The sequence below is a fragment of the Paenibacillus sp. FW507-14B1B genome (assembly GCF_058781425.1).
Window position 1 is genome coordinate 35,485 of the sequence record NZ_JBYSWS010000010.1, and the last position, 19,008, is coordinate 54,492.

20 protein-coding genes, 1 tRNA gene and 1 riboswitch are annotated in these 19,008 nt (G+C 42.3%); of the genes, 8 read left to right on the top strand and 13 right to left on the bottom strand.

Annotated features, from left to right (window positions below; all coding sequences use genetic code 11):
* From AC3WJJ_RS25205 to AC3WJJ_RS25225, 5 genes are all read left to right on the top strand, one after another.
* A complete protein-coding gene (locus tag AC3WJJ_RS25205; RefSeq protein WP_492544850.1) occupies window positions 1-825 on the top strand; it encodes a hypothetical protein in 825 nt (274 codons plus the stop codon).
* A gap of 196 nt (window positions 826-1,021) precedes the next feature.
* A riboswitch (cyclic di-AMP (ydaO/yuaA leader) is annotated at window positions 1,022-1,158 on the top strand.
* Between the two features lie 2 nt (window positions 1,159-1,160).
* The gene (locus AC3WJJ_RS25210) at window positions 1,161-1,634 is read left to right on the top strand and encodes a C40 family peptidase (RefSeq protein WP_492544852.1); all 474 of its coding nucleotides are present in this window, start codon (window positions 1,161-1,163) and stop codon (window positions 1,632-1,634) included.
* Window positions 1,635-2,049: 415 nt separating this feature from the next.
* A complete protein-coding gene (locus AC3WJJ_RS25215) occupies window positions 2,050-2,517 on the top strand; it encodes a C40 family peptidase (protein ID WP_492544854.1) in 468 nt (155 codons plus the stop codon).
* A gap of 99 nt (window positions 2,518-2,616) precedes the next feature.
* Window positions 2,617-3,111: a GNAT family N-acetyltransferase gene (locus AC3WJJ_RS25220; protein ID WP_492544856.1), complete on the top strand. Its 495-nt coding sequence runs from the start codon at window positions 2,617-2,619 to the stop codon at window positions 3,109-3,111.
* A 171-nt stretch (window positions 3,112-3,282) separates the two neighbouring features.
* Window positions 3,283-3,639 carry a c-type cytochrome gene (locus AC3WJJ_RS25225; protein ID WP_422661331.1) on the top strand — a complete coding sequence of 119 codons (357 nt, stop codon included), beginning with the start codon at window positions 3,283-3,285 and terminating at the stop codon, window positions 3,637-3,639.
* Between the two features lie 72 nt (window positions 3,640-3,711).
* Here the strand turns inward: AC3WJJ_RS25225 and AC3WJJ_RS25230 are convergent, their stop codons facing one another.
* Both AC3WJJ_RS25230 and AC3WJJ_RS25235 read right to left on the bottom strand, forming a co-directional pair.
* Entirely contained in the window at window positions 3,712-4,026 is a 315-nt protein-coding gene (locus AC3WJJ_RS25230; RefSeq protein WP_422659073.1) for a 4a-hydroxytetrahydrobiopterin dehydratase, read from the bottom strand.
* A gap of 89 nt (window positions 4,027-4,115) precedes the next feature.
* On the bottom strand, window positions 4,116-4,409 hold the full coding sequence (locus AC3WJJ_RS25235; protein WP_422659072.1) for a hypothetical protein: 294 nt from the start codon (window positions 4,407-4,409) through the stop codon (window positions 4,116-4,118).
* A gap of 192 nt (window positions 4,410-4,601) precedes the next feature.
* Between AC3WJJ_RS25235 and motA the strand changes: the two genes are divergently transcribed.
* Both motA and motB read left to right on the top strand, forming a co-directional pair.
* A complete protein-coding gene (motA, locus tag AC3WJJ_RS25240) occupies window positions 4,602-5,402 on the top strand; it encodes a flagellar motor stator protein MotA (protein ID WP_492544859.1) in 801 nt (266 codons plus the stop codon).
* A complete protein-coding gene (gene motB, locus AC3WJJ_RS25245) occupies window positions 5,386-6,213 on the top strand; it encodes a flagellar motor protein MotB (RefSeq protein WP_492544861.1) in 828 nt (275 codons plus the stop codon). The genes motA and motB overlap by 17 nt, the downstream gene beginning before the upstream one ends.
* Before the next feature lie 74 nt (window positions 6,214-6,287).
* Here motB and rluF read toward each other — a convergent pair whose 3' ends face one another.
* Both rluF and AC3WJJ_RS25255 read right to left on the bottom strand, forming a co-directional pair.
* The gene (rluF, locus tag AC3WJJ_RS25250; protein WP_492544863.1) at window positions 6,288-6,992 is read right to left on the bottom strand and encodes a 23S rRNA pseudouridine(2604) synthase RluF; all 705 of its coding nucleotides are present in this window, start codon (window positions 6,990-6,992) and stop codon (window positions 6,288-6,290) included.
* A 36-nt stretch (window positions 6,993-7,028) separates the two neighbouring features.
* The gene (locus AC3WJJ_RS25255; protein WP_492544865.1) at window positions 7,029-9,317 is read right to left on the bottom strand and encodes an ATP-binding protein; all 2,289 of its coding nucleotides are present in this window, start codon (window positions 9,315-9,317) and stop codon (window positions 7,029-7,031) included.
* 362 nt (window positions 9,318-9,679) lie between these two features.
* Between AC3WJJ_RS25255 and tadA the strand changes: the two genes are divergently transcribed.
* On the top strand, window positions 9,680-10,171 hold the full coding sequence (gene tadA, locus AC3WJJ_RS25260) for a tRNA adenosine(34) deaminase TadA (protein WP_492544867.1): 492 nt from the start codon (window positions 9,680-9,682) through the stop codon (window positions 10,169-10,171).
* Window positions 10,172-10,265: 94 nt separating this feature from the next.
* Here the strand turns inward: tadA and AC3WJJ_RS25265 are convergent, their stop codons facing one another.
* The 9 genes from AC3WJJ_RS25265 to guaB form a co-directional block, all read right to left on the bottom strand.
* A complete protein-coding gene (locus AC3WJJ_RS25265) occupies window positions 10,266-11,357 on the bottom strand; it encodes a cupin domain-containing protein (protein WP_492544869.1) in 1,092 nt (363 codons plus the stop codon).
* A gap of 334 nt (window positions 11,358-11,691) precedes the next feature.
* Window positions 11,692-11,841: a small acid-soluble spore protein P gene (locus tag AC3WJJ_RS25270; protein WP_422659065.1), complete on the bottom strand. Its 150-nt coding sequence runs from the start codon at window positions 11,839-11,841 to the stop codon at window positions 11,692-11,694.
* 79 nt (window positions 11,842-11,920) lie between these two features.
* Complete coding sequence (locus AC3WJJ_RS25275) at window positions 11,921-12,262, bottom strand: hypothetical protein (protein WP_422659064.1); 342 nt, start codon at window positions 12,260-12,262, stop codon at window positions 11,921-11,923.
* A 144-nt stretch (window positions 12,263-12,406) separates the two neighbouring features.
* Window positions 12,407-12,495 (bottom strand) — tRNA-Ser (locus AC3WJJ_RS25280).
* A 66-nt stretch (window positions 12,496-12,561) separates the two neighbouring features.
* Window positions 12,562-13,842: a serine--tRNA ligase gene (gene serS, locus AC3WJJ_RS25285; RefSeq protein WP_492544872.1), complete on the bottom strand. Its 1,281-nt coding sequence runs from the start codon at window positions 13,840-13,842 to the stop codon at window positions 12,562-12,564.
* Window positions 13,843-13,979: 137 nt separating this feature from the next.
* On the bottom strand, window positions 13,980-14,567 hold the full coding sequence (gene pdxT / locus AC3WJJ_RS25290; RefSeq protein WP_492544874.1) for a pyridoxal 5'-phosphate synthase glutaminase subunit PdxT: 588 nt from the start codon (window positions 14,565-14,567) through the stop codon (window positions 13,980-13,982).
* A 15-nt stretch (window positions 14,568-14,582) separates the two neighbouring features.
* On the bottom strand, window positions 14,583-15,464 hold the full coding sequence (pdxS, locus tag AC3WJJ_RS25295) for a pyridoxal 5'-phosphate synthase lyase subunit PdxS (protein ID WP_422659051.1): 882 nt from the start codon (window positions 15,462-15,464) through the stop codon (window positions 14,583-14,585).
* A gap of 121 nt (window positions 15,465-15,585) precedes the next feature.
* Window positions 15,586-17,001, bottom strand: a complete 1,416-nt coding sequence (locus AC3WJJ_RS25300) for a D-alanyl-D-alanine carboxypeptidase family protein (protein WP_492544877.1) — start codon at window positions 16,999-17,001, stop codon at window positions 15,586-15,588.
* Window positions 17,002-17,220: 219 nt separating this feature from the next.
* Window positions 17,221-18,678 carry an IMP dehydrogenase gene (guaB, locus tag AC3WJJ_RS25305; RefSeq protein WP_422659049.1) on the bottom strand — a complete coding sequence of 486 codons (1,458 nt, stop codon included), beginning with the start codon at window positions 18,676-18,678 and terminating at the stop codon, window positions 17,221-17,223.
* Window positions 18,679-19,008: the final 330 nt, after the last annotated feature.

Consider the following 19,008-nt stretch of genomic DNA (forward strand, 5'->3'; position numbering starts at 1 on the left):
ATGAAAAGCTATACAGGCAAAGGCTGGACCAGTGTAAAAGATCAGTTCTATGTTATTATTCTGTTGTTTTTATACAAGCTTTTGTGGGGATATTTTCTTTACCGGATCGTAAAATCAGCCGTTGTTCCACTTCTGATGCGATTTCCTGATCCCGCTCCAAGTGAGCTTAGTAAGCTGCTGTATTTCTATGAGGGAGAAATGGCCTTATTACAGAGTAATGACGTTCACACCTATGCCTGGATACTTATATTTATGCTAATGATTCGGATGGTGCTAACTCCACTCATTCAAGCAGGTATACTCTACAATCTTCATCAGGAGGCAAAGGGAGAGCGAGGATTGTTCCTCTTTAAAGGAATGAGACAATTATGGAAACCAGTAACCCTGTTTTACATAGTCGAGACCCTATTGACCTTTATGCCTGCTTATTGGCTGGTACCCAAAATGCTTCCTTCTCTATTCGCGGCTATTCGAGAGCCTTCTGCCTTGCTCCATCTAGCCCCTTACATCCTTGGTTGGTTAATTTACGCGTATCTGCTTCGGATGTGCCTGCTTTACATGCAGTTCGGAAAAACAGGTGGGACCAGCATGATATCAGCTTTATGGATCTGCTTGCGCCATATCGGAAAGGTTACTCTGATCTCAGTAATAATTGGTGGAACGGCAATGGTCCTGCTTCTATTACTCAGTGGATTATCATTCCTATGGGCTGGACTAATGGGGCTGATCATTCACCAAGCTAGCTATTTTATAAGTAGTCTATTCCAGCTCTGGGGTATCACAACACAGTACCAGCTATGGCTTACACATGAACAGCAACGTTAAAAAATACTTTCGTTCCAAAAAAAAATCCCAATCCTTCTCAAAGGATTGGGATTTTTCGTATAAAAATATAATTTCCTCGTTTGCCAAATTGTTAATACTCTGCTAAAATAACGAATGTGATAGTAACAACTTTGTCATCTTTATTGTAACTTTTTCATATGGATAAACAGTCGAATATTCGAACTAGATTTTTTATACCATTAAGAAGCCGAATTCCCTTACATGGGAAGCGGGGGATCCGTCTTGGGTGCATTGATCTCGCAACAGAGTGATCATAGGCTAACCTTCAGCCGAACCCTTAAGCTAACCTCGCAGGCATTGGAAGGAGCTTTCTCTTGAAAAAAAAGTTAACAGCCATATCGATCGGACTTACACTCGCTCTTACATTAAGTGCCGGAAGCGCTTTCGCTGATTCCAAGCTTAATAACGCAATCAAACCAGTCATTGGTGTCTCTTATAAAATGGGTGGAACAACGACTAAAGGATTCGATTGCTCTGGATTTACAAGTTATGTATTCAAGAAAATCGGACTTACATTGCCTCGTGCATCCACATCCCAGTATAAAGTAGGGACTGCCGTAGCAAAGAGCAATCTAAAAGCTGGTGATCTTGTATTCTTTAATACCTCCGGCAGAGGCGTATCCCATGTAGGGATTTATGTAGGCGGTGGTAAATTTGCACATTCCTCAACTTCCAAAGGTGTTACCATTACTGCACTCAATTCCAGTTACTTCGGAAAACGTTACATAGGTGCTAAACGTGTCATGAGCTCGAGTAAGTACAAAGCCGTCGCTGTCAATTATAATTAATTATCATATAAGCCGTTACCTAAGCCCGGATGAGATTTTTAAAATCTCCTTCGTGGCTTTTTCTTTATACTTATATAACGTATGGACCTTGCAAAAAGTTCACCTTTTTATAAAATAATTTTTAATTATTTTCCTAGGTATCCTGTCTTACTTGTGATTTACCCTTATTGCAGATGATTAAACATGTTTCAGGTAAATTTGAATCTTTATTTGTCTTTTTTCTTCGACACATATAACCATTTAAACTACTCGAAAAGACAGCAAGAAACAATTGCCAACAGGACAAGCCCTCTGATAGAATATCAGTGTAATAACTCCGTCATTATTGTAAGGGCTTTTATACATAGAACATTGTTCCGAATAGCCTTCAACCGAACCCTTAAGCTAACCTCGCAGGCATGGAAGGAGTCTTTATATGCTAAAGAAATTAGGCGTATCCGTTATCGGCTTCACTCTCCTACTTACTTCTGGGATCAACAGTGCTTTTGCAGACAGCAAGCTAGATCAAGAAATTGACCAGGTTCTTGGAACAAAATATAGTTATGGCGGAACAACAACAAGCGGATTCGATTGTTCTGGGTTCACAATGTACATATTCTCTACTATTGGATTAAAGCTCCCGCATCAATCGAGCTCCCAATTCGAGATGGGTACAACGATAACCCGCCAAGATTTGCGCCCTGGCGATCTCGTATTTTTCAATACGACTGGCCGCGGGGTATCCCATGTAGGTATCTACATCGGGGATGGGAAGTTTGCTCATGCCTCTACTTCCAGAGGTGTTGTTACCAATCGTTTGAGTGATAGCTACTACGCAGAACGATATATTGGCGCCAAACGGATTCTGGATGACATCTTTTTCGAAACTCTTGCAGCAGAATAACTCGATTTTTTTATAACATACTAAATCATATCCGCGAAGAGAAGCTTCCTTTCTTTTGGCGGTTTTTTCTTCCTTACTCAATTAAAAAGGAGACAACTTATGAATCACCAGACAGAACAGCTATATGCCATTCCAATGACGATCGACCAAGCAGCTGAAGTTTGTGAATGGACGTATCCAACTCCGTATAATATATATGGCTGGCTACCTTTTGAACAAATGCAGGGTCTTGGTATTGAATTTGGTGATCCGGATATCCGTCGTCAGCAATATATATCTATTATGGATGAACAGGATCGAATGTGGGGCTTCGCTCAGTTGTTCCCGATGGAGGGTGTCACGCGAATTGGCCTTGGTATGCGCCCTGATTGGTGTGGCCTTGGAATGGGTAAACGATTCGTGAAATGTATTGTTGATGAAGCTATACGAAGACAACCCTCGAATGAAATTGATTTAGAGGTGTTGACTTGGAATAAGCGCGCAATTCGCACTTATCAGCAAGTTGGGTTTCAGATCACAGATACTTACGAGCGGATGACTAAAGAAGGAAATGCTCTATTTCATTGTATGGTATATAAGCCGCTAGAGAAGTAAAGAATCATCTAACAACAGGAATGCGAATATGAAAAATAGCACAATTTTGTGTAATTTTTCATTTAAAATCCGTAGTTTTGTTGCTTTTTTTGTCACAACTGCTATGATGTCTTTATATGTTCGTTTATAATAGAAGCTATTGTAGTATACATAAGAAGGGACGATATGACGATGCAAAAATGGATTATGAGCGGATTGTTCTTCGTCGCATGTACGTTGGCCCTTGTGCTAATGTTTACGCTTCCAGGCAAAGAACAGGTTGCTCAAGAAAACAAGCCAACCATGCCTGAAGTTACATTAGACGCTGCCGCAGCTGAAGCAACCGTGAAAGCTAGTTGTATTACTTGTCATGGTGACCAACTCCAAGGTGGAGCCGGACCTGCTCTTGATAAAGTAGGCGGTCATATGGACGCAGAAGCTATATTTAGTGTCATTACTAAGGGTCGTAAGACAATGCCTTCCTTTAAAGAACAATTGAAGCCAGAAGAAATAGCAAATATTGCCCTTTATCTGGCTGAGAAGAAATAATTATTATTATAAACAGCAAAAAACGCTTGAATAAGGGTTCTCCCTGTTCAAGCGTTTTTTAATACCCAGTTCTTATTGCTGCTCTGTATTTTCACTAGAACGGCTTTTTTCATATACTTCATTAAATTGCTGCGCTTCTTTGATATCCACTGCGGTAATCCCGCCATCATCCCATGAAGTCAGACGCAGTGTCACGGTTTTATAATCAATTGTAATGTAGGGATGGTGCCCGAAAGCCTCCGAAATGGCTGCTACTTCATCTACGAAAGCTATCCCTTTCATAAAAGAACCGAAAGCATATTTACGTATGATCCATCGTCCCTGCTCTAATTCCCAGCCCTCAAGCCGTTCAAGATGTGTTTCAACTTCCTGCTGTGTATACAGCATCCTATCTTCCTCCCCGGAAAACCTCTCCCACCCATGTGGGACTAATTATTCATCTATTCTATTCTCTACCTCTAGGGTTCATTCCCCATCTAGATGAGAGCTACAAATGCCAATTCTTCTTCACCGATAAGAATATGTATCCGATGGTTTCCTTGATCATGCATGACAACACCACTGCCTACAGATAAAACGGGTTCTGTACCTAGCGCATAAAATAAGTCCTCCGCCAAGGCCTCATGAACTTCATTCCGATCCAAGTCATTCAGGTTGCCCCAATCCTCAGAATCCATCTCAAAAAAAACGTAGCTATCTGGTATTCGTCCGACAGCCTCCGTTAAATCTTTAAGGATATCTCCATAATCACGACCGTGCTTTACGCCCACCGATCTCACTCCTTTCTGTTACTTCATACCTTTAAGTTTTCCTTACTCTTATTATACCGGAAATTACAGCTAAAAAAAAAAGGCTAACTTGACGATAAATAGGGTAATGCGCTCATTTGCACAATGCTACCCTTTCTAAAGGGCGGCAAAACGAATGGATTCGTTATTTATTTCTCATGGATGAGGTGTATTATGGAAATTTCAACGATTATTGGTCTAGTGCTTGGTCTTTTTTCAGTATTGGTCGGAATGATTTTAAAAGGGGCGTCCATTACTGCTTTAGTTAATCCCGCTGCTTATCTTATTATACTCGGCGGAACCGCAGCTACACTATTTATAGGTTTTCCACTAGCGGAACTCAAAAAGTTTCCCAAGCTTGTTAAGATGACCTTCGTGAAGCAAAATCTTATGAATAAGACAGATTTGATTACTCTCTTCATGGAGTATGCTTCCATTACCCGCCGTGAAGGATTGCTAGCACTTGAGTCAAAAGTCGAAGAAATCGATGATGCTTTTCTACGCAACGGAATGCGTATGATCATTGACGGCAATGAGCAGGAATTTGTAAGTGATGTGTTAATGGAAGATATTCATGCCACAGAAGAACGTCATCGCTCCGGTGCACTTATTTTCTCTCAAGCCGGTATGTACGCACCCTCTTTAGGGGTATTAGGAGCTGTAATTGGTTTGATTGCAGCATTGGCAGACATGAGTGACATGTCTGTTCTAGCGCATGCTATAGGTGCTGCCTTTATTGCTACACTGCTAGGTATCTTTACGGGTTATGTTATCTGTCACCCTATTGCTAATAAACTTAAACGTTTATCCAAGCGCGAATTGGAAATTCGTCTGATGATGGTAGAAGGTCTTCTATCCATTCAATCCGGTGTTTCAACGATTGCCATCAGCCAGAAATTATCCGTCTTCTTAACCCCTTCTGAACGCCTTGAAATGAACGAGAGGGAGGCTGGTTCTAGTGAGCAAAAAGACTAGACACGAGCCCCACGAGGAGCACGCAGACGAATCTTGGCTCCTTCCATATGCAGATTTACTTACCTTATTGCTCGCATTGTTTCTTGTCCTCTACGCGATGAGCGCCACGGATGCCAAGAAATTTCAAGAGATGAGCGAAGCATTTAATGTTGTTCTGAACGGTGGTGCAGGCGTACTTGATTACAGTAAGACGGAGCCCAGCAAAGATCCTGCTGATGATGGTGATAATAAAGCAAATAACACCGTTCCCGCTCCTAATACTGAGAAGAGTAATGCTGAGAAGAGACGTGAAGAGCTGATGAAGCAAGAACAAGAAGATCTGGAGAAACTGAAGAAGCAACTGGACACATATATCAAGAGTAACGGATTAACGACGGAATTAAGCACGAAACTTAATCAATCCCAGCTAATGATCACGATTCGTGATAATGCTCTCTTCGCCCCAGGTGAGGCTATCGTGAAGCCTGAAGCCCGAATACTCGCGAAAGAAATATCCAATTTGCTACAAAAATTCTCAGACTATGACGTTATTGTATCCGGTCATACGGATAATGTGCCCATGAACAGTTTAAAATACCCTTCAAACTGGGATCTCAGTTCAGATCGGGCACTCCAATTCATGAAGATTCTTCTATTGAATCCATCACTTGACCCCAAACGGTTTATGTCAACCGGATATGGGGAGTATCGTCCAATAGCTACTAATAATACGACAGCAGGTAAAGCTAAAAACAGACGTGTTGAAGTATCTATTATTCGCAAATACCAAGATAGTAATACGTACACAAGCGTAACGAAGAATAATAAATAAAACAACCGGTTCTCGGACAAGCATCCAGAGGGCCGGTTGTTTGTTTATATTTTAAATTTTGTATTTTTGTTCAACTAGGTCAACTTGTAATTCAGCAGCTTCCCAAGCTCCTGTTTCTCTTGATCGGTAAGATCACGCCAAGCCCCAGTCTTCTGGTTACCTAATTTGATATTCATAATGCGGATACGTTGCAGCTTTCGAACCTCATAACCAAAGGCACTACACATACGCCGAATCTGCCGATTCTTACCTTCTGTTAAGATGATACGAAACACTCGCTCGGACATGCGCGTAATTGTACAACGAAGCGTCATCTCTCCAAGTATTTTGACACCACTCGACATGCCTCTTACAAATGCTTCCGTTATCGGACGATCAACTGTAACAATATACTCTTTCTCGTGTCTGCCTTCTGAACGAAGGATTTTATTAACAATATCCCCATCGCTCGTGAGCAAGATGAGACCCTCTGAGTCTTTATCCAGTCGCCCGATCGGAAAGATCCGCTCCTTATGACCAACAAAATCAACAATGTTCCCTTTAACATGGAGCTCCGTTGTGCTTGTGATGCCTACAGGCTTGTTAAGAGCGATGTAGACATGCTGACTCTTCTTCTCGCCGAGCTGACGCCCATTTACACGAACGTCATCACCTTCCTCTGCCTGACTACCTAAAACAGCTTTTACTCCGTTAATAGTAACCTGACCACTCTCTACAAGCTTGTCTGCTTCCCGGCGGGAACAGAATCCTGTCTCACTGATGAATTTATTAATTCTCAAGATGTCATCCTCTCCATCTCTGCACAAATTTATGTTCTAATCTTGATTATTCTCGGCAGAAGGTAGCAGAATGGTCACCGTAGTGCCCTTGCCCTCTTCACTTTCGATCTCAAATGTCCCCTGATGCCCTTGTATAATACGCTGGCTCACCATTAAACCTAGTCCCGTACCCGCTTCTTTATTCGTGATGAAGGGTTCCCCAACATGTGGCATCAGTTCGGCTGGTATTCCTTTTCCCTTATCATTTATTCTCACTGCAATCTGTTCTGGCTTTACCTTGTCGATCTCAATCGTAACATATCCGCCATCCGGCATAGCTTCTACCGCATTTTTAAGAACATTAATAAATACCTGCTTAAGCTGATTCTCTTCACAATGTACGATCGCTTTCTCATCCGTATCACGCAGTCTAAACTCGATACCATACAAATGCGCCTGACTATCAAGTAAGGAGATGACCTCATTCATAATGATCCGTAAATCCTTATATTGAAAACGTACAGCCTGAGGCTTGGCCAAAATAAGAAATTCACTGACGATCAAGTTAATTCGATCGAGTTCCGACAACATGAGCCCAATATGATCAGGGTTTACTTTATGAGTCTGCTGTTGTAGCTGTAAGAATCCCCGAAGTGTGGTAAGTGGATTGCGAATCTCATGAGCTACTCCAGCCGCAAGTTGACCAACTGTCGTTAGTTTCTCCGATCGCCTTAGTAATTCTTCCATCCGATTACGTTCTGTCACATCTCGTGACACACTTACCATTGATGTAATGTTACCCATATCGTCTAGAATCGGAGAGGTGCTGATACTAACCTCAATCATCGTACCATCTTTACGCTTACGAACCGTTTCGATGGAAGAGAGCCTTTCTCCCGCCTTTAGTCGTTTACGTCGTTCAATTTCCTCAACCTGAATTTCTAGCGGAATCATTTCAAGCTTCTGCCCTATCACTTCATGACTCTTCCAGCCGTATAATTGCTCGAATGCCTTATTCACACTAGTAATGGTTCCATCGGTATCCGTTGTATGAATTGCATCCGCTGTCTGATTAATAACGGATTCTAAATACTCTTTAACCGATTGGTTCTCATCAACCATTTGCTTCAACTGATTGGTATAATGGCCTAAATTTCGAGTCATCGCATTAACCCGACCCGATAATTGCCCAAGTTCATCACGGCTTGTTACTTCAAGACGAGGCTCAAAGTTTCCATCAGCTACATCGTTTACCGTTCTCAGTATAGCCTGAATTGGCCTTGTAAAATAGCCTGCTACTATATAACTACCAAATATGACGATTTCCAAAAGGACAAGCGATATAGCTACTAAGCTGATCATCTGTTCACGCATCACTGAAGAAACAGCCTCATAGTCCATAACTACACTAATAATGTAGGGAGATTTATTTTCAATCTTTATTGGGATGAAACTTTTCATTACTTTCTTTCCGTTTATCGTGCTAACAAAAACGACATTCTCTCCAGTAGTAACCGACTTTTCAACTGCCTGTTGGTCTTCTTTCAAACTACCATAGTTGTACGTCCCGAATTTTACGGGTCGATTACCGAACTTAAAATGAATATTATCTGTTCCGTTCTTCTCCATATAAATGTTGCCGAATGTGGATGGATTAATGCCTGTCACTTCCAAAATACGAGGGTTTGCTTGAATGGTCTGCTCTACAACAACATCCGGGCTTGTTATTTTAGTGAAATCCGTAATGTTTGTGCTGGGAATATAGGGATCAATAATATAATTTCGCTTGCCATCATAATAATAACCCCATTTAAAAATTAATCCAGGTTTAGATGTTGAGTACTCAAACGGACCGGACCAGAAATGTCTCTCCTTATGTCCTTCCTGAACCGTTCGCACTTCCGAATACTTGAACAACTCCTGAAAGGATCTGTACCAGTACCCCCAAGTATTCGTAGACAGACCTATCTCCTCAGCTTCAGTAGAACGAGCAACTACGATATCATCATTCGTCTGAATGAGTAGAGATATATGGTCCACCCCAAGCTCATCACTAAGCTTTACAAGCTCTTCATTCGTAATATTCTTGTAATCTGGATCGAGCACCCTAGCAGCATTTATTGCCGCTACTCGCAACTGATCACTAAATATTCCATCCACATATTTAGAACTGTATTCTGCCTGCTCGACGGTAATCGCAATCTGAGTTGCAGCCATGACCATTTTGGTCTCACTGTCCTGCCTTATGTTCTCCTGCGTCGTATAAAAGTTAAGCGCAATATTCAGCAGTAAAATAAAAAGGACAGAAATAGACATGATCAATGATAATTTTGTTTTGATAGACAAAGGCATCTACACCTTTCGACACTTCATAGACAATAAACTGGTATAGCCTGTCATATTTTATGATAACGTGCTACAGGTTAATTGAAAAGAAATTTCGGCTTTTATTTCGATAGGAAGCACCCAAACAGCAGCTTTCATTGATATTGATCAATTCTTTCTCTAAAATAAAAAGTAAAAGTAGTACTTTTTCCACAGATATGTCCACAGCTTGCTAACAAATACACATGTTTTCTGTGGATTATGTGCATAAGTCTGTGTATAACTTTTTGTTTTTCCACAAAAGTATCCACATCATGTTAACAAACGAATGAATGTTCGTTGTATAACTACTACTTTAGTCCCAAATGAGAGGAGAACATGGTTTGAGTTTGAATTATAACGATCCGAACGCTGTGGATAATCAAAATCATGAATATTGGATGCGTGAAGCTATTGCTGAGGCCCTCAAAGCTGAAGAGCTTGGAGAAGTTCCTATTGGAGCAGTCATCGTCCATGATAATAAAATAATCGGGCGTGGCTACAATTTACGTGAGACCACCTTCGATGGGACTGCACATGCCGAAATGGTTGCCATCCGGGATGCCAGTCGTCACCTTGGTGCGTGGCGTCTTCTCGATTGTCGTCTATACGTGACTTTAGAGCCGTGTCCCATGTGTGCAGGGGCTATTGTCCAATCAAGAGTTCCTCAGCTTATATACGGCACTCAAGACCCTAAGGCAGGCTGTGCTGGGACACTCATGAATCTACTTCAGGAATCCCGTTTTAACCATCGTACCGAAGTGGTAGAAGGAATACTACAAGAAGAGTGTGCAACCCTATTAACCCAGTTCTTTCGGCGTTTGCGAGGAAAATAGAATCTCTCTCACTAAAATCTATTGTTATTTTTTAAAAACAAAAAAACCCGGCCGAGGACGGCTGGGTTTTTTTTGTGAAATAGTTAACTACTAATTAATAAGCGCCCATTTGACCCATGGATTCCTGGAACTGCTCCATTGTAATCACGTCAGCATCTTTAGGAATTCCAATTTTGAATGTTTGCTTCTCATTGATCTTACTGTACTGTGTGCTTCCCTTGATTGCCAGTTTCACCGTATCTTTTGTGTCCGGATCGTTGAAGTCCACATTCATAACGAGATCTTGGTAAGCCGGGAAGTCCTTTTTATCAATAGCAGTATTAATGTTAAACGTATTGATCTTTAGGTACTTCTGCATTTCTTCAAGATCTTGTTTGAATTCACCTTGATCAACGGATTTAACTTCTTCTTTTGCTTGTTCAATATCTTCTTTCGTCAAACCAAGCATTTCGCGGTACTCATCTTTAGCCATAATATCTACGATTTTCGGAGCTGCTTTGTTTACGAAGATATCCAGTGCTTCTTTCAGGCTATCGTTAGTCACGAAGAATTGTACGACTTGCTTCGCTTCTACACCTTCTGGAAGCTTAGCATCTTTAGTTGCAACTTCTTTGAAGTATTTAGTCTGGTCATACTCTGAAATTAGAGCATCTAAAACTTCTGTTGCAAATTTCTGAGACTTTTCAGCATCAAGTGTTTCTGGATTGAATGTTTCTCCAGCTTCTTCAGCCAGTTCTTTCATATCCAAGACCAAATACTTACCTACTACATCCTCTGGGAATGGAAGCATTGGAATACTTGGGATCTTCACATAGATCTTCTCTTTAGTCATGACCATATCAATATTGAAGGTCATTGCCATATCGCCTTTTAGATTAATACCCATTTGCATTTCAGTCTGCTGCTGAGGTTCTGCCTGGTGAATACCAGTCAATGTAAGCTCAGCATTCTTCAACATAGTAACCGCTTGATCAACGGTAGGATCGCCCTCAGTTGCTGCCATTTTCATCTGAAGATCTTCGATAACGAAGCTGCTCTTCATTTCATAAGACGTCATTGACATGGCGTTCTTCGCAGCAGTGCTCATTGCCTCTTTAGGTTCTTGCTTCTTTGCACAGCCTGATAACACAACTGTCAACATCAACATCAATGACAGCATGATAACTGCAAACTTCTTGTTGTTCATTTAAAATTACTCTCCCCTCATGACCATAAAAAATAACAAGACCTTCTAATCATAAACTATTTCCACCAAATGAGGAACACTTTATGGAAAATTTACTAAAATAAATTTTCCTTTCATTTTCCTTTCTTTCCAGATCTAAAAAGTGAGTTGTTATAATAATCAGCGAACGCTAGGGCCCCGGTGCGTCTTGTGTTTTTAATACGCTGTATCTAACAATTACGTTTCATTCATTTATGACCCTAATTTTAACGTATCATAAATAGACAGCGAAAAGGCTCCCTGCTTAACGGCAGGAAGCCTTTCATTTCGAATAAACCGCTGTACAAATAGAACCCTATCCCTCAGGGTTAAAATGTCCTGATTGCTTCTGAGTCTTCGCGCGGTGCGAGCCGGTCATTGGCTCCTGCATTCCGCCTCCGCTTTCTTTTCGTTTTCTCTGAGGTTCTTGAGCTTCTGGTACGGGTATAGACTTGGGCTTACTCATACTTTGCACCCCTCCATTTCATCATAGAACACAATCACCTTGAATTCGAGCAGTTTACAGTAAAGTTGGCCTCGTGAGATTACGGGTTGGTTATTTGTTGTAGTGCTTGTGCACATTCATGAATATGACGCGTATAGTCTCCCGCCATTCCCTGAATGTTCTCATTGCGCTCATCAATAACAACGCCAGCTCGTTCAACGTCCACCAGCTTTACCTTAACTTCTCTGGAATCTACGTAGCAGCATTCAAAGTCAAAGGAGTAATCCTGTCTTCCAGCAGCATCAATATGAATTCGAACGGCTTGAGGATTGGCCATATCAGCTGCTACTTCAGCATGATCACCGGGCTTCAGTACCGTAGGCAAACGCTCCTGCCATGCACTTACCAATGTTTCCTGGTCAATATTTAGCTCTGAGTTCATGTATCACACCTCCCCTTGTCTATAAATTGTGGAGATGTGTTTCTTTTTATGCTTTACAAAAAATACAATGCACGCTGGTAACAAAATAAAAAATATACAAAAAAACCGTCTTCCTCATCGGAAAACGGTTTGTATGTTTATGTATGGCGGAGAGGATGGGATTCGAACCCATGTGGAGTTGCCCCCTAACGGTTTTCAAGACCGCCCCGTTATGACCGCTTCGGTACCTCTCCAGGTGGTAAAACAATAACAATCGTGTGCATTAGTTATTGTACCACAGGACAAACATTATTAGCAAGTTATTTCTTTTGTTCAATTACACTTACATTTCTCATATATGGACGAAGTACTTCAGGAATGACCACACTGCCGTCAGCCTGTTGATAATTCTCCAGAATTGCAGCTACAGTTCTACCTACAGCTAGACCCGATCCATTCAAAGTGTGGACAAACTCTGGCTTCGCTTTCGGCTCTGGACGGTAACGGATATTAGCCCGGCGAGCTTGGAAGTCACCAATGTTGGAACATGATGAAATTTCACGGTACACGCCACTCTCAGGAAGCCACACTTCCAGATCGTACGTCTTCATCGAGCCAAATCCCATGTCGCCTGTGCACAGCACAAGAACGCGATAAGGAAGCTCTAAAAGTTGAAGAACACGCTCTGCATCAATCGTCATTTTCTCCAGTTCTTCAAAAGAGGAGTCAGGGTGGACAATCTTCACCATTTCAACCTTATTGAATTGGTGCTGACGAATCAGACCACGTGTATCGCGTCCCGCAGCTCCAGCCTCTGAACGGAAGCATGAGCTATAAGCTACGTATTTCTTCGGAAGATCCTCTGGATTCAAAATTTCTTCACGATGATAATTCGTCACTGGGACCTCAGCCGTTGGGATCAGATAATAATCAGAGTCACTCAGCTTAAAGAGATCCTCTTCAAACTTAGGAAGCTGGCCCGTACCATATAGGCTGTCCCGGTTGACGATATAAGGAGGCAACATTTCTTCATAACCGTGCTCACTGTGAAGATCCATCATAAAGTTAATCAGTGCACGCTCAAGACGAGCACCTAAACCTTTATAGAACGTAAACCGTGATCCAGTTACCTTCGCACCAGCTTCAAAATCCAAAATATCGAGAGATTGTGCGATATCCCAATGCGCTTTTGGTTCAAAATCAAACTTTCTAGGTTCCGACCAACGACGAAGCTCTACATTTTCTTCTTCCGATGCCCCAATAGGTACACTTTCGTGAGGAATATTCGGAATCGCCAAAGTGAGCTCGGATATTTGACTCTCCAGCTCTCGCACTTCTTCATCCATGCCTTTAATCTTGTCAGAAACCTCACGCATCTCCAAGATCAGATCATCAGCATTCTCACGATTTTTTTTCAGCTTAGCCACTTCGGCCGACACTGTGTTGCGTCGGTTCTTCAGACTTTCGCTCTCCTGCAACAGCTCACGACGACGTGCATCAAGCTTCGGAAAGTCCGCGATCAAATCAAGCGATTTTCCGCGATTTTTCAATGCTTCTTCTACACGATCATACTCACTGCGCAATATTTTTACGTCTAACACAGGAAACCCTCCTAAGTAAAACATCCATCGGTGTAACTAGTTCAAAGTTATTCATTCTTTATATTTTATTGAAAAATCGAGAAAAAAACAAACTTGACCCTTAAAATAAGAGTCAAGATGCTTTTTCCAAAGTGAATTTACAGTTTTTCCGTTAGGGCTGCTTCCTTCACCATCTCAACAAAATACTGATGAAGCCGATAATCATCCGTTAGCTCCGGATGATATGATGCAACAAGCAGGTTCCCCTGCCGTGCAGTCACAATCTCTTCATTATAGGTTGAAAGCACGTCAACGCCCTTTCCGACCTCCAGAATCAGTGGAGCCCGAATAAATACAGCGCGAATTGGCTCTTCAATTCCTTTAATAGCAAGCTTGGTCTCAAAACTCTCCCGCTGACGACCAAAGGCGTTACGTGCAACCTTGATATCCATCAGACCCAAATGCGCCTCTTCCCCGCTAGCGATTTCTTTCGCCAGAACAATAAGACCCGCACATGTACCGAATAAAGGTTTACCGCCTGCAGAGAAATCACGAATCGCATCAATAAAACCATACTTACGCATCAGCTTACCGATCGTCGTGCTCTCACCGCCCGGAATGATCAATCCATCGATTGATTCCAGTTGCTCTACCCGTTTAATCGAGATGCCTTCTGCGCCAGCCGCGGTAATGCTGCGGATATGTTCAGCAACTGCACCTTGAAGTGCCAGGACTCCGATTCTCATGCTGACCCTTCTCTCTTACCAGCCGCGGTCCGACATACGCTCGGATGGTGACAGCTTGGAGATTTCGATGCCTTTCATTGGCGCACCCAAGTTTTTGGATACTTCAGCGATCAATTTATAATCATCATAATGAGTGGTAGCTTCTACAATTGCGCGAGCAAACTTCTCTGGGTTGTCCGATTTGAAAATACCAGAACCCACAAATACACCATCTGCACCTAAATGCATCATGAGAGCTGCATCTGCTGGAGTTGCAACTCCACCTGCAGCGAAGTTAACAACAGGAAGCTTCCCATCTGCTTGAACACCTTTCAGGAGGTCGTAGGATACGCCTAGGTTCTTCGCTTCTGCGAACAGCTCGTCCTTGGACATGTTTTGTACTTTGCGGATCTGACTGTTGATGAAACGCATATGACGAACAGCTTCCACAATGTTACCTGTTCCTGGTTCGCCTTTTGTACGGATCATGGATGCACCTTCACCGATACGACGGAGAGCTTCACCCAAGTCTTTAGCGCCACATACGAATGGTACGGTGAAGTTCCATTTATCAATATGGAATACTTCATCAGCCGGTGTCAAAACTTCGCTCTCATCAAGGTAGTCCACACCAAGCGATTCCAAGACTTTAGCTTCCACATAATGGCCAATACGAGCTTTAGCCATAACTGGAATAGATACGACTTTCATCACTTCTTCAACGATTGTTGGATCTGCCATACGAGCAACCCCACCAGCCGCACGGATATCAGAAGGAACACGCTCAAGTGCCATAACTGCTGTTGCTCCAGCTGCCTCAGCAATTTTTGCCTGCTCCGCGTTCATGACGTCCATAATGACGCCACCCTTTTGCATTTCCGCCATACCTCTTTTTACAGTAGCTGTTCCCGTTTCCATGTCCCCTAGCCTCCCGAAAATGTCGCATTATCTTATTTATAATACAAACTATCAATCTAACTTGTAATTCTACCGTACAAGAAATAAATAGGCAACCCATTTACTCGGGATTTAACTCATATTAGAAAAGATTCTTAATAGATTCGAACAAATCCACGAAAAACTGCTGAATAGCCCGTAAGAAGAGCTTGAACCAGCCAGCTTTCTCTGTGTCCTCATAGGTTACAAGGTCTACTGTTGCTTTCTGAACGTTCTTCATTCCTTCAATTTCGTAGGTGTAAGTTACCGTTCCCACTTTTGTACCTTTTTTAACTGGAGCCGTCAAGCTTGTGTTATCCAGTTTAGCCTCAAACTTCAGATTGCTTCCGTCCGAGCCCTTTGGCAACATAAAGCTGACGTCTTTATTCGTAACGAGCTTAACCTTTGTATCTTTACCTTTCTTAACATCGACTGTCTCTACACCCTCAACTACAGTATTCGCATCAACAACCTTCTTAATTTCAAAGTTGTTAAATCCATAGTCTAATAGTTTACGAGTCTCGGTGAATCGTGAAGCCTTCGTCTCTGCTCCCATTACTACACTGATGAGGCGCATACCATCACGTTTAGCCGTACCAGCGAAGGTGTTGAGCGCTTCCTCTGTAAAGCCTGTTTTCATACCATCCAGACCTTCATATGCAAAAGAACGAAAGTTGGTTACATCCTTATTAGCTTCGAGCATCCAGTTCAAGTTTACGATTGGATCTTTGTCACGCTCACGGAACTTATAAGATTGAATCGTTGTATATTTCGAAAATTCAGGATGTTCTTCAACGATAAATTTAACTAATTTCGCTGTATCCATTGCAGACATCACTGTTTCTTCTTCCGTAGCCGGTCTGTACTTCTCTGGCATTAACGAACGCGGTAAACCAGTTGCATTGATAAAATGAGCCGTCTTCATGCCCATTCGCTTCGCGTTATCGTTCATAATCTTCACGAATTCTTCCTCAGAGCCAGCAATTTGTTCAGCCAATGCTACAGCAGCATCATTAGCAGAACCGACCGCCATAGCTATGTATAGCTCCTCTACCGTATGCTGATCGCCTTCCGCTAAAAATATCTTGGAACCACCACTGCTAGCTGCATTTTCTTTTACAGTGACGACCGTATCCCAGCTCAAGTTTCCTTGCTTAATCTCATGCTGAACGATGTACTCTGTCATCATTTTTGTCATACTCGCAGGTGGTAGTGCATTATCGGAATTAAGGGATAGTAACACTTGCCCCGTAGTAGGTTCCATAAGTACCGCCGACCTAACTTGCAATCCTAGCGTATCCATCGCTGGGACCTTATCCTTCTTAGCTGATTTATCTTTCGCTGACGTTGTTGTTTTTGTTGTTGCCTCTTGTTTATCTGCAGTAGCTACAGTTGATGATTCAGCGAATGCCATAACCGCAGGCACGGCAGAGAAACATAATATATTCATAAGCATTACTGATGCTATCGTTCTTTGTACAATTGGACGTTTCTTAGATTTAGCTAACTTGAATTTCAAATGAAATAGCTCCCCTCATTACTCAATAAGTCGATTGCTTGTTCTATTCTATCACAGGGGGGTTATCAAAAAAAGACAAGCCCGACACATTTAAGTGGGCTTGTCTTTTTCAAGAGGGCTAAATCATAGAGAATGCCTCTCTAATAGTAACTTTTTAGGTTGATGAATATCTCCTTACTATATAAAGGACGTAATGATATTCATGTTAAAAATTCTAACTTACAGCGAATAGTTAGGCGCTTCTTTTGTAATCTGAATATCATGCGGATGACTTTCACGAAGTCCTGCACCAGAAATACGGATGAATTGTGTATCTGTAGCAAGTTCCTTCAGATTCGCAGTACCGCAATACCCCATACCTGAACGCAATCCACCGATCAGTTGGTGAATCGTATCTGCCAAAGGCCCTTTATACGCCACACGGCCTTCAATTCCTTCTGGCACAAGCTTCTTGTCATCATCCTGGAAGTAACGGTCTTTACTACCCTGCTTCATAGCTGCGAGGGAACCCATACCGCGGTATGCTTTAAAGCGACGTCCTTGGTAAATTTCGGCTTCACCTGGGCTTTCTTCTGTTCCAGCAAACATGCTTCCGAGCATAACTGCACTTGCTCCTGCAGCAATTGCCTTAGTGATTTCGCCAGAGTATTTAATACCGCCATCTGCGATAATTGGAATGTTGTACTCTCTTGCTACATTAGCGCAATCATAGATTGCCGTAACTTGTGGTACACCGATACCTGCAATAACGCGAGTTGTACAAATCGATCCTGGACCGATACCAACTTTTACAACCGACGCCCCTGCCTCGATAAGTTCTCTAGTTGCATCGCCTGTAGCTACGTTACCAGCGACAATAGTCAACTCTGGATACAGTTCACGCAATTTACGTACTGCTTCGATAATGTTAATGTGATGGCCATGAGCAGAGTCGACAGTGATCAGGTCAACCCCTGCTTTTACCAACGCTTCAGCACGATCAAATGTATCCTTCGAGATACCGATAGCTGCTCCGACTAGCAGACGACCTTGGGCATCTTTAGCAGCATTCGGGAATTGAATTGCCTTCTCAATATCTTTAATGGTAATAAGCCCTTTTAGGACATTATTCTCATCTACTAATGGAAGCTTCTCGATTTTATGTTTTTGCAACAGAGTCTCCGCTTCTTCAAGCGTAGTTCCCACTGGTGCAGTTACCAGGTTCTCGCTTGTCATTACTTCTCTGATCGCAATGCTGTAATCATGAACAAAACGCAGATCACGGTTTGTCAAAATACCAATCAATTTGTTCTGATCGTCTACAATCGGAACGCCTGAGATCCGGAATTTGGACATTACATTCTCTGCATCGGATACTAAATGATCAGCTTTTAATGAGAATGGGTTCGTAATTACGCCGCTTTCAGAGCGTTTAACACGATCCACTTCCTCAGCTTGCTGTTCTAAACTCATATTTTTATGAATAATGCCGATTCCGCCTTCTCTAGCAATAGCAATTGCCAAAGGAGCCTCTGTAACTGTATCCATTCCTGCGCTCATCAATGGAATATTCAGTTTCACATGCTCACTCAATCTGGTTGATACATCCACTTCTTTGGGAAGAACCACCGATTTTCTAGGAACCAACAATACATCGTCAAAAGTGAAGCCTTCCTTACTAAACTTATCTTCCCACACCTGGGTTATTCCTCCTTTTTGTCGTCTTCCGGCGGACTTCAAAATACGGTCAGAGCTGGACTGGACGGCATTTTCATAATTATTTTCAAAAATATATTATTGCCATCTTAGCAAAGCCCCTATGGGCTGTCAAGGAAAGAATAGCTCCTTATGCAGAGCGCCTAAAACGGCTCTGTGCAAGAGAATCCGTCTCCCGTGAATGGACACTCTTTATATTTTCCCCCGGAAAAAGCCAAAGCATCCATTATAAATCCACAAAAAAACCACTATCGATTGCTCGATAGTGGTTTCTCCGGTTGTTCGCTTGGCGACGTCCTACTCTCCCGGGAC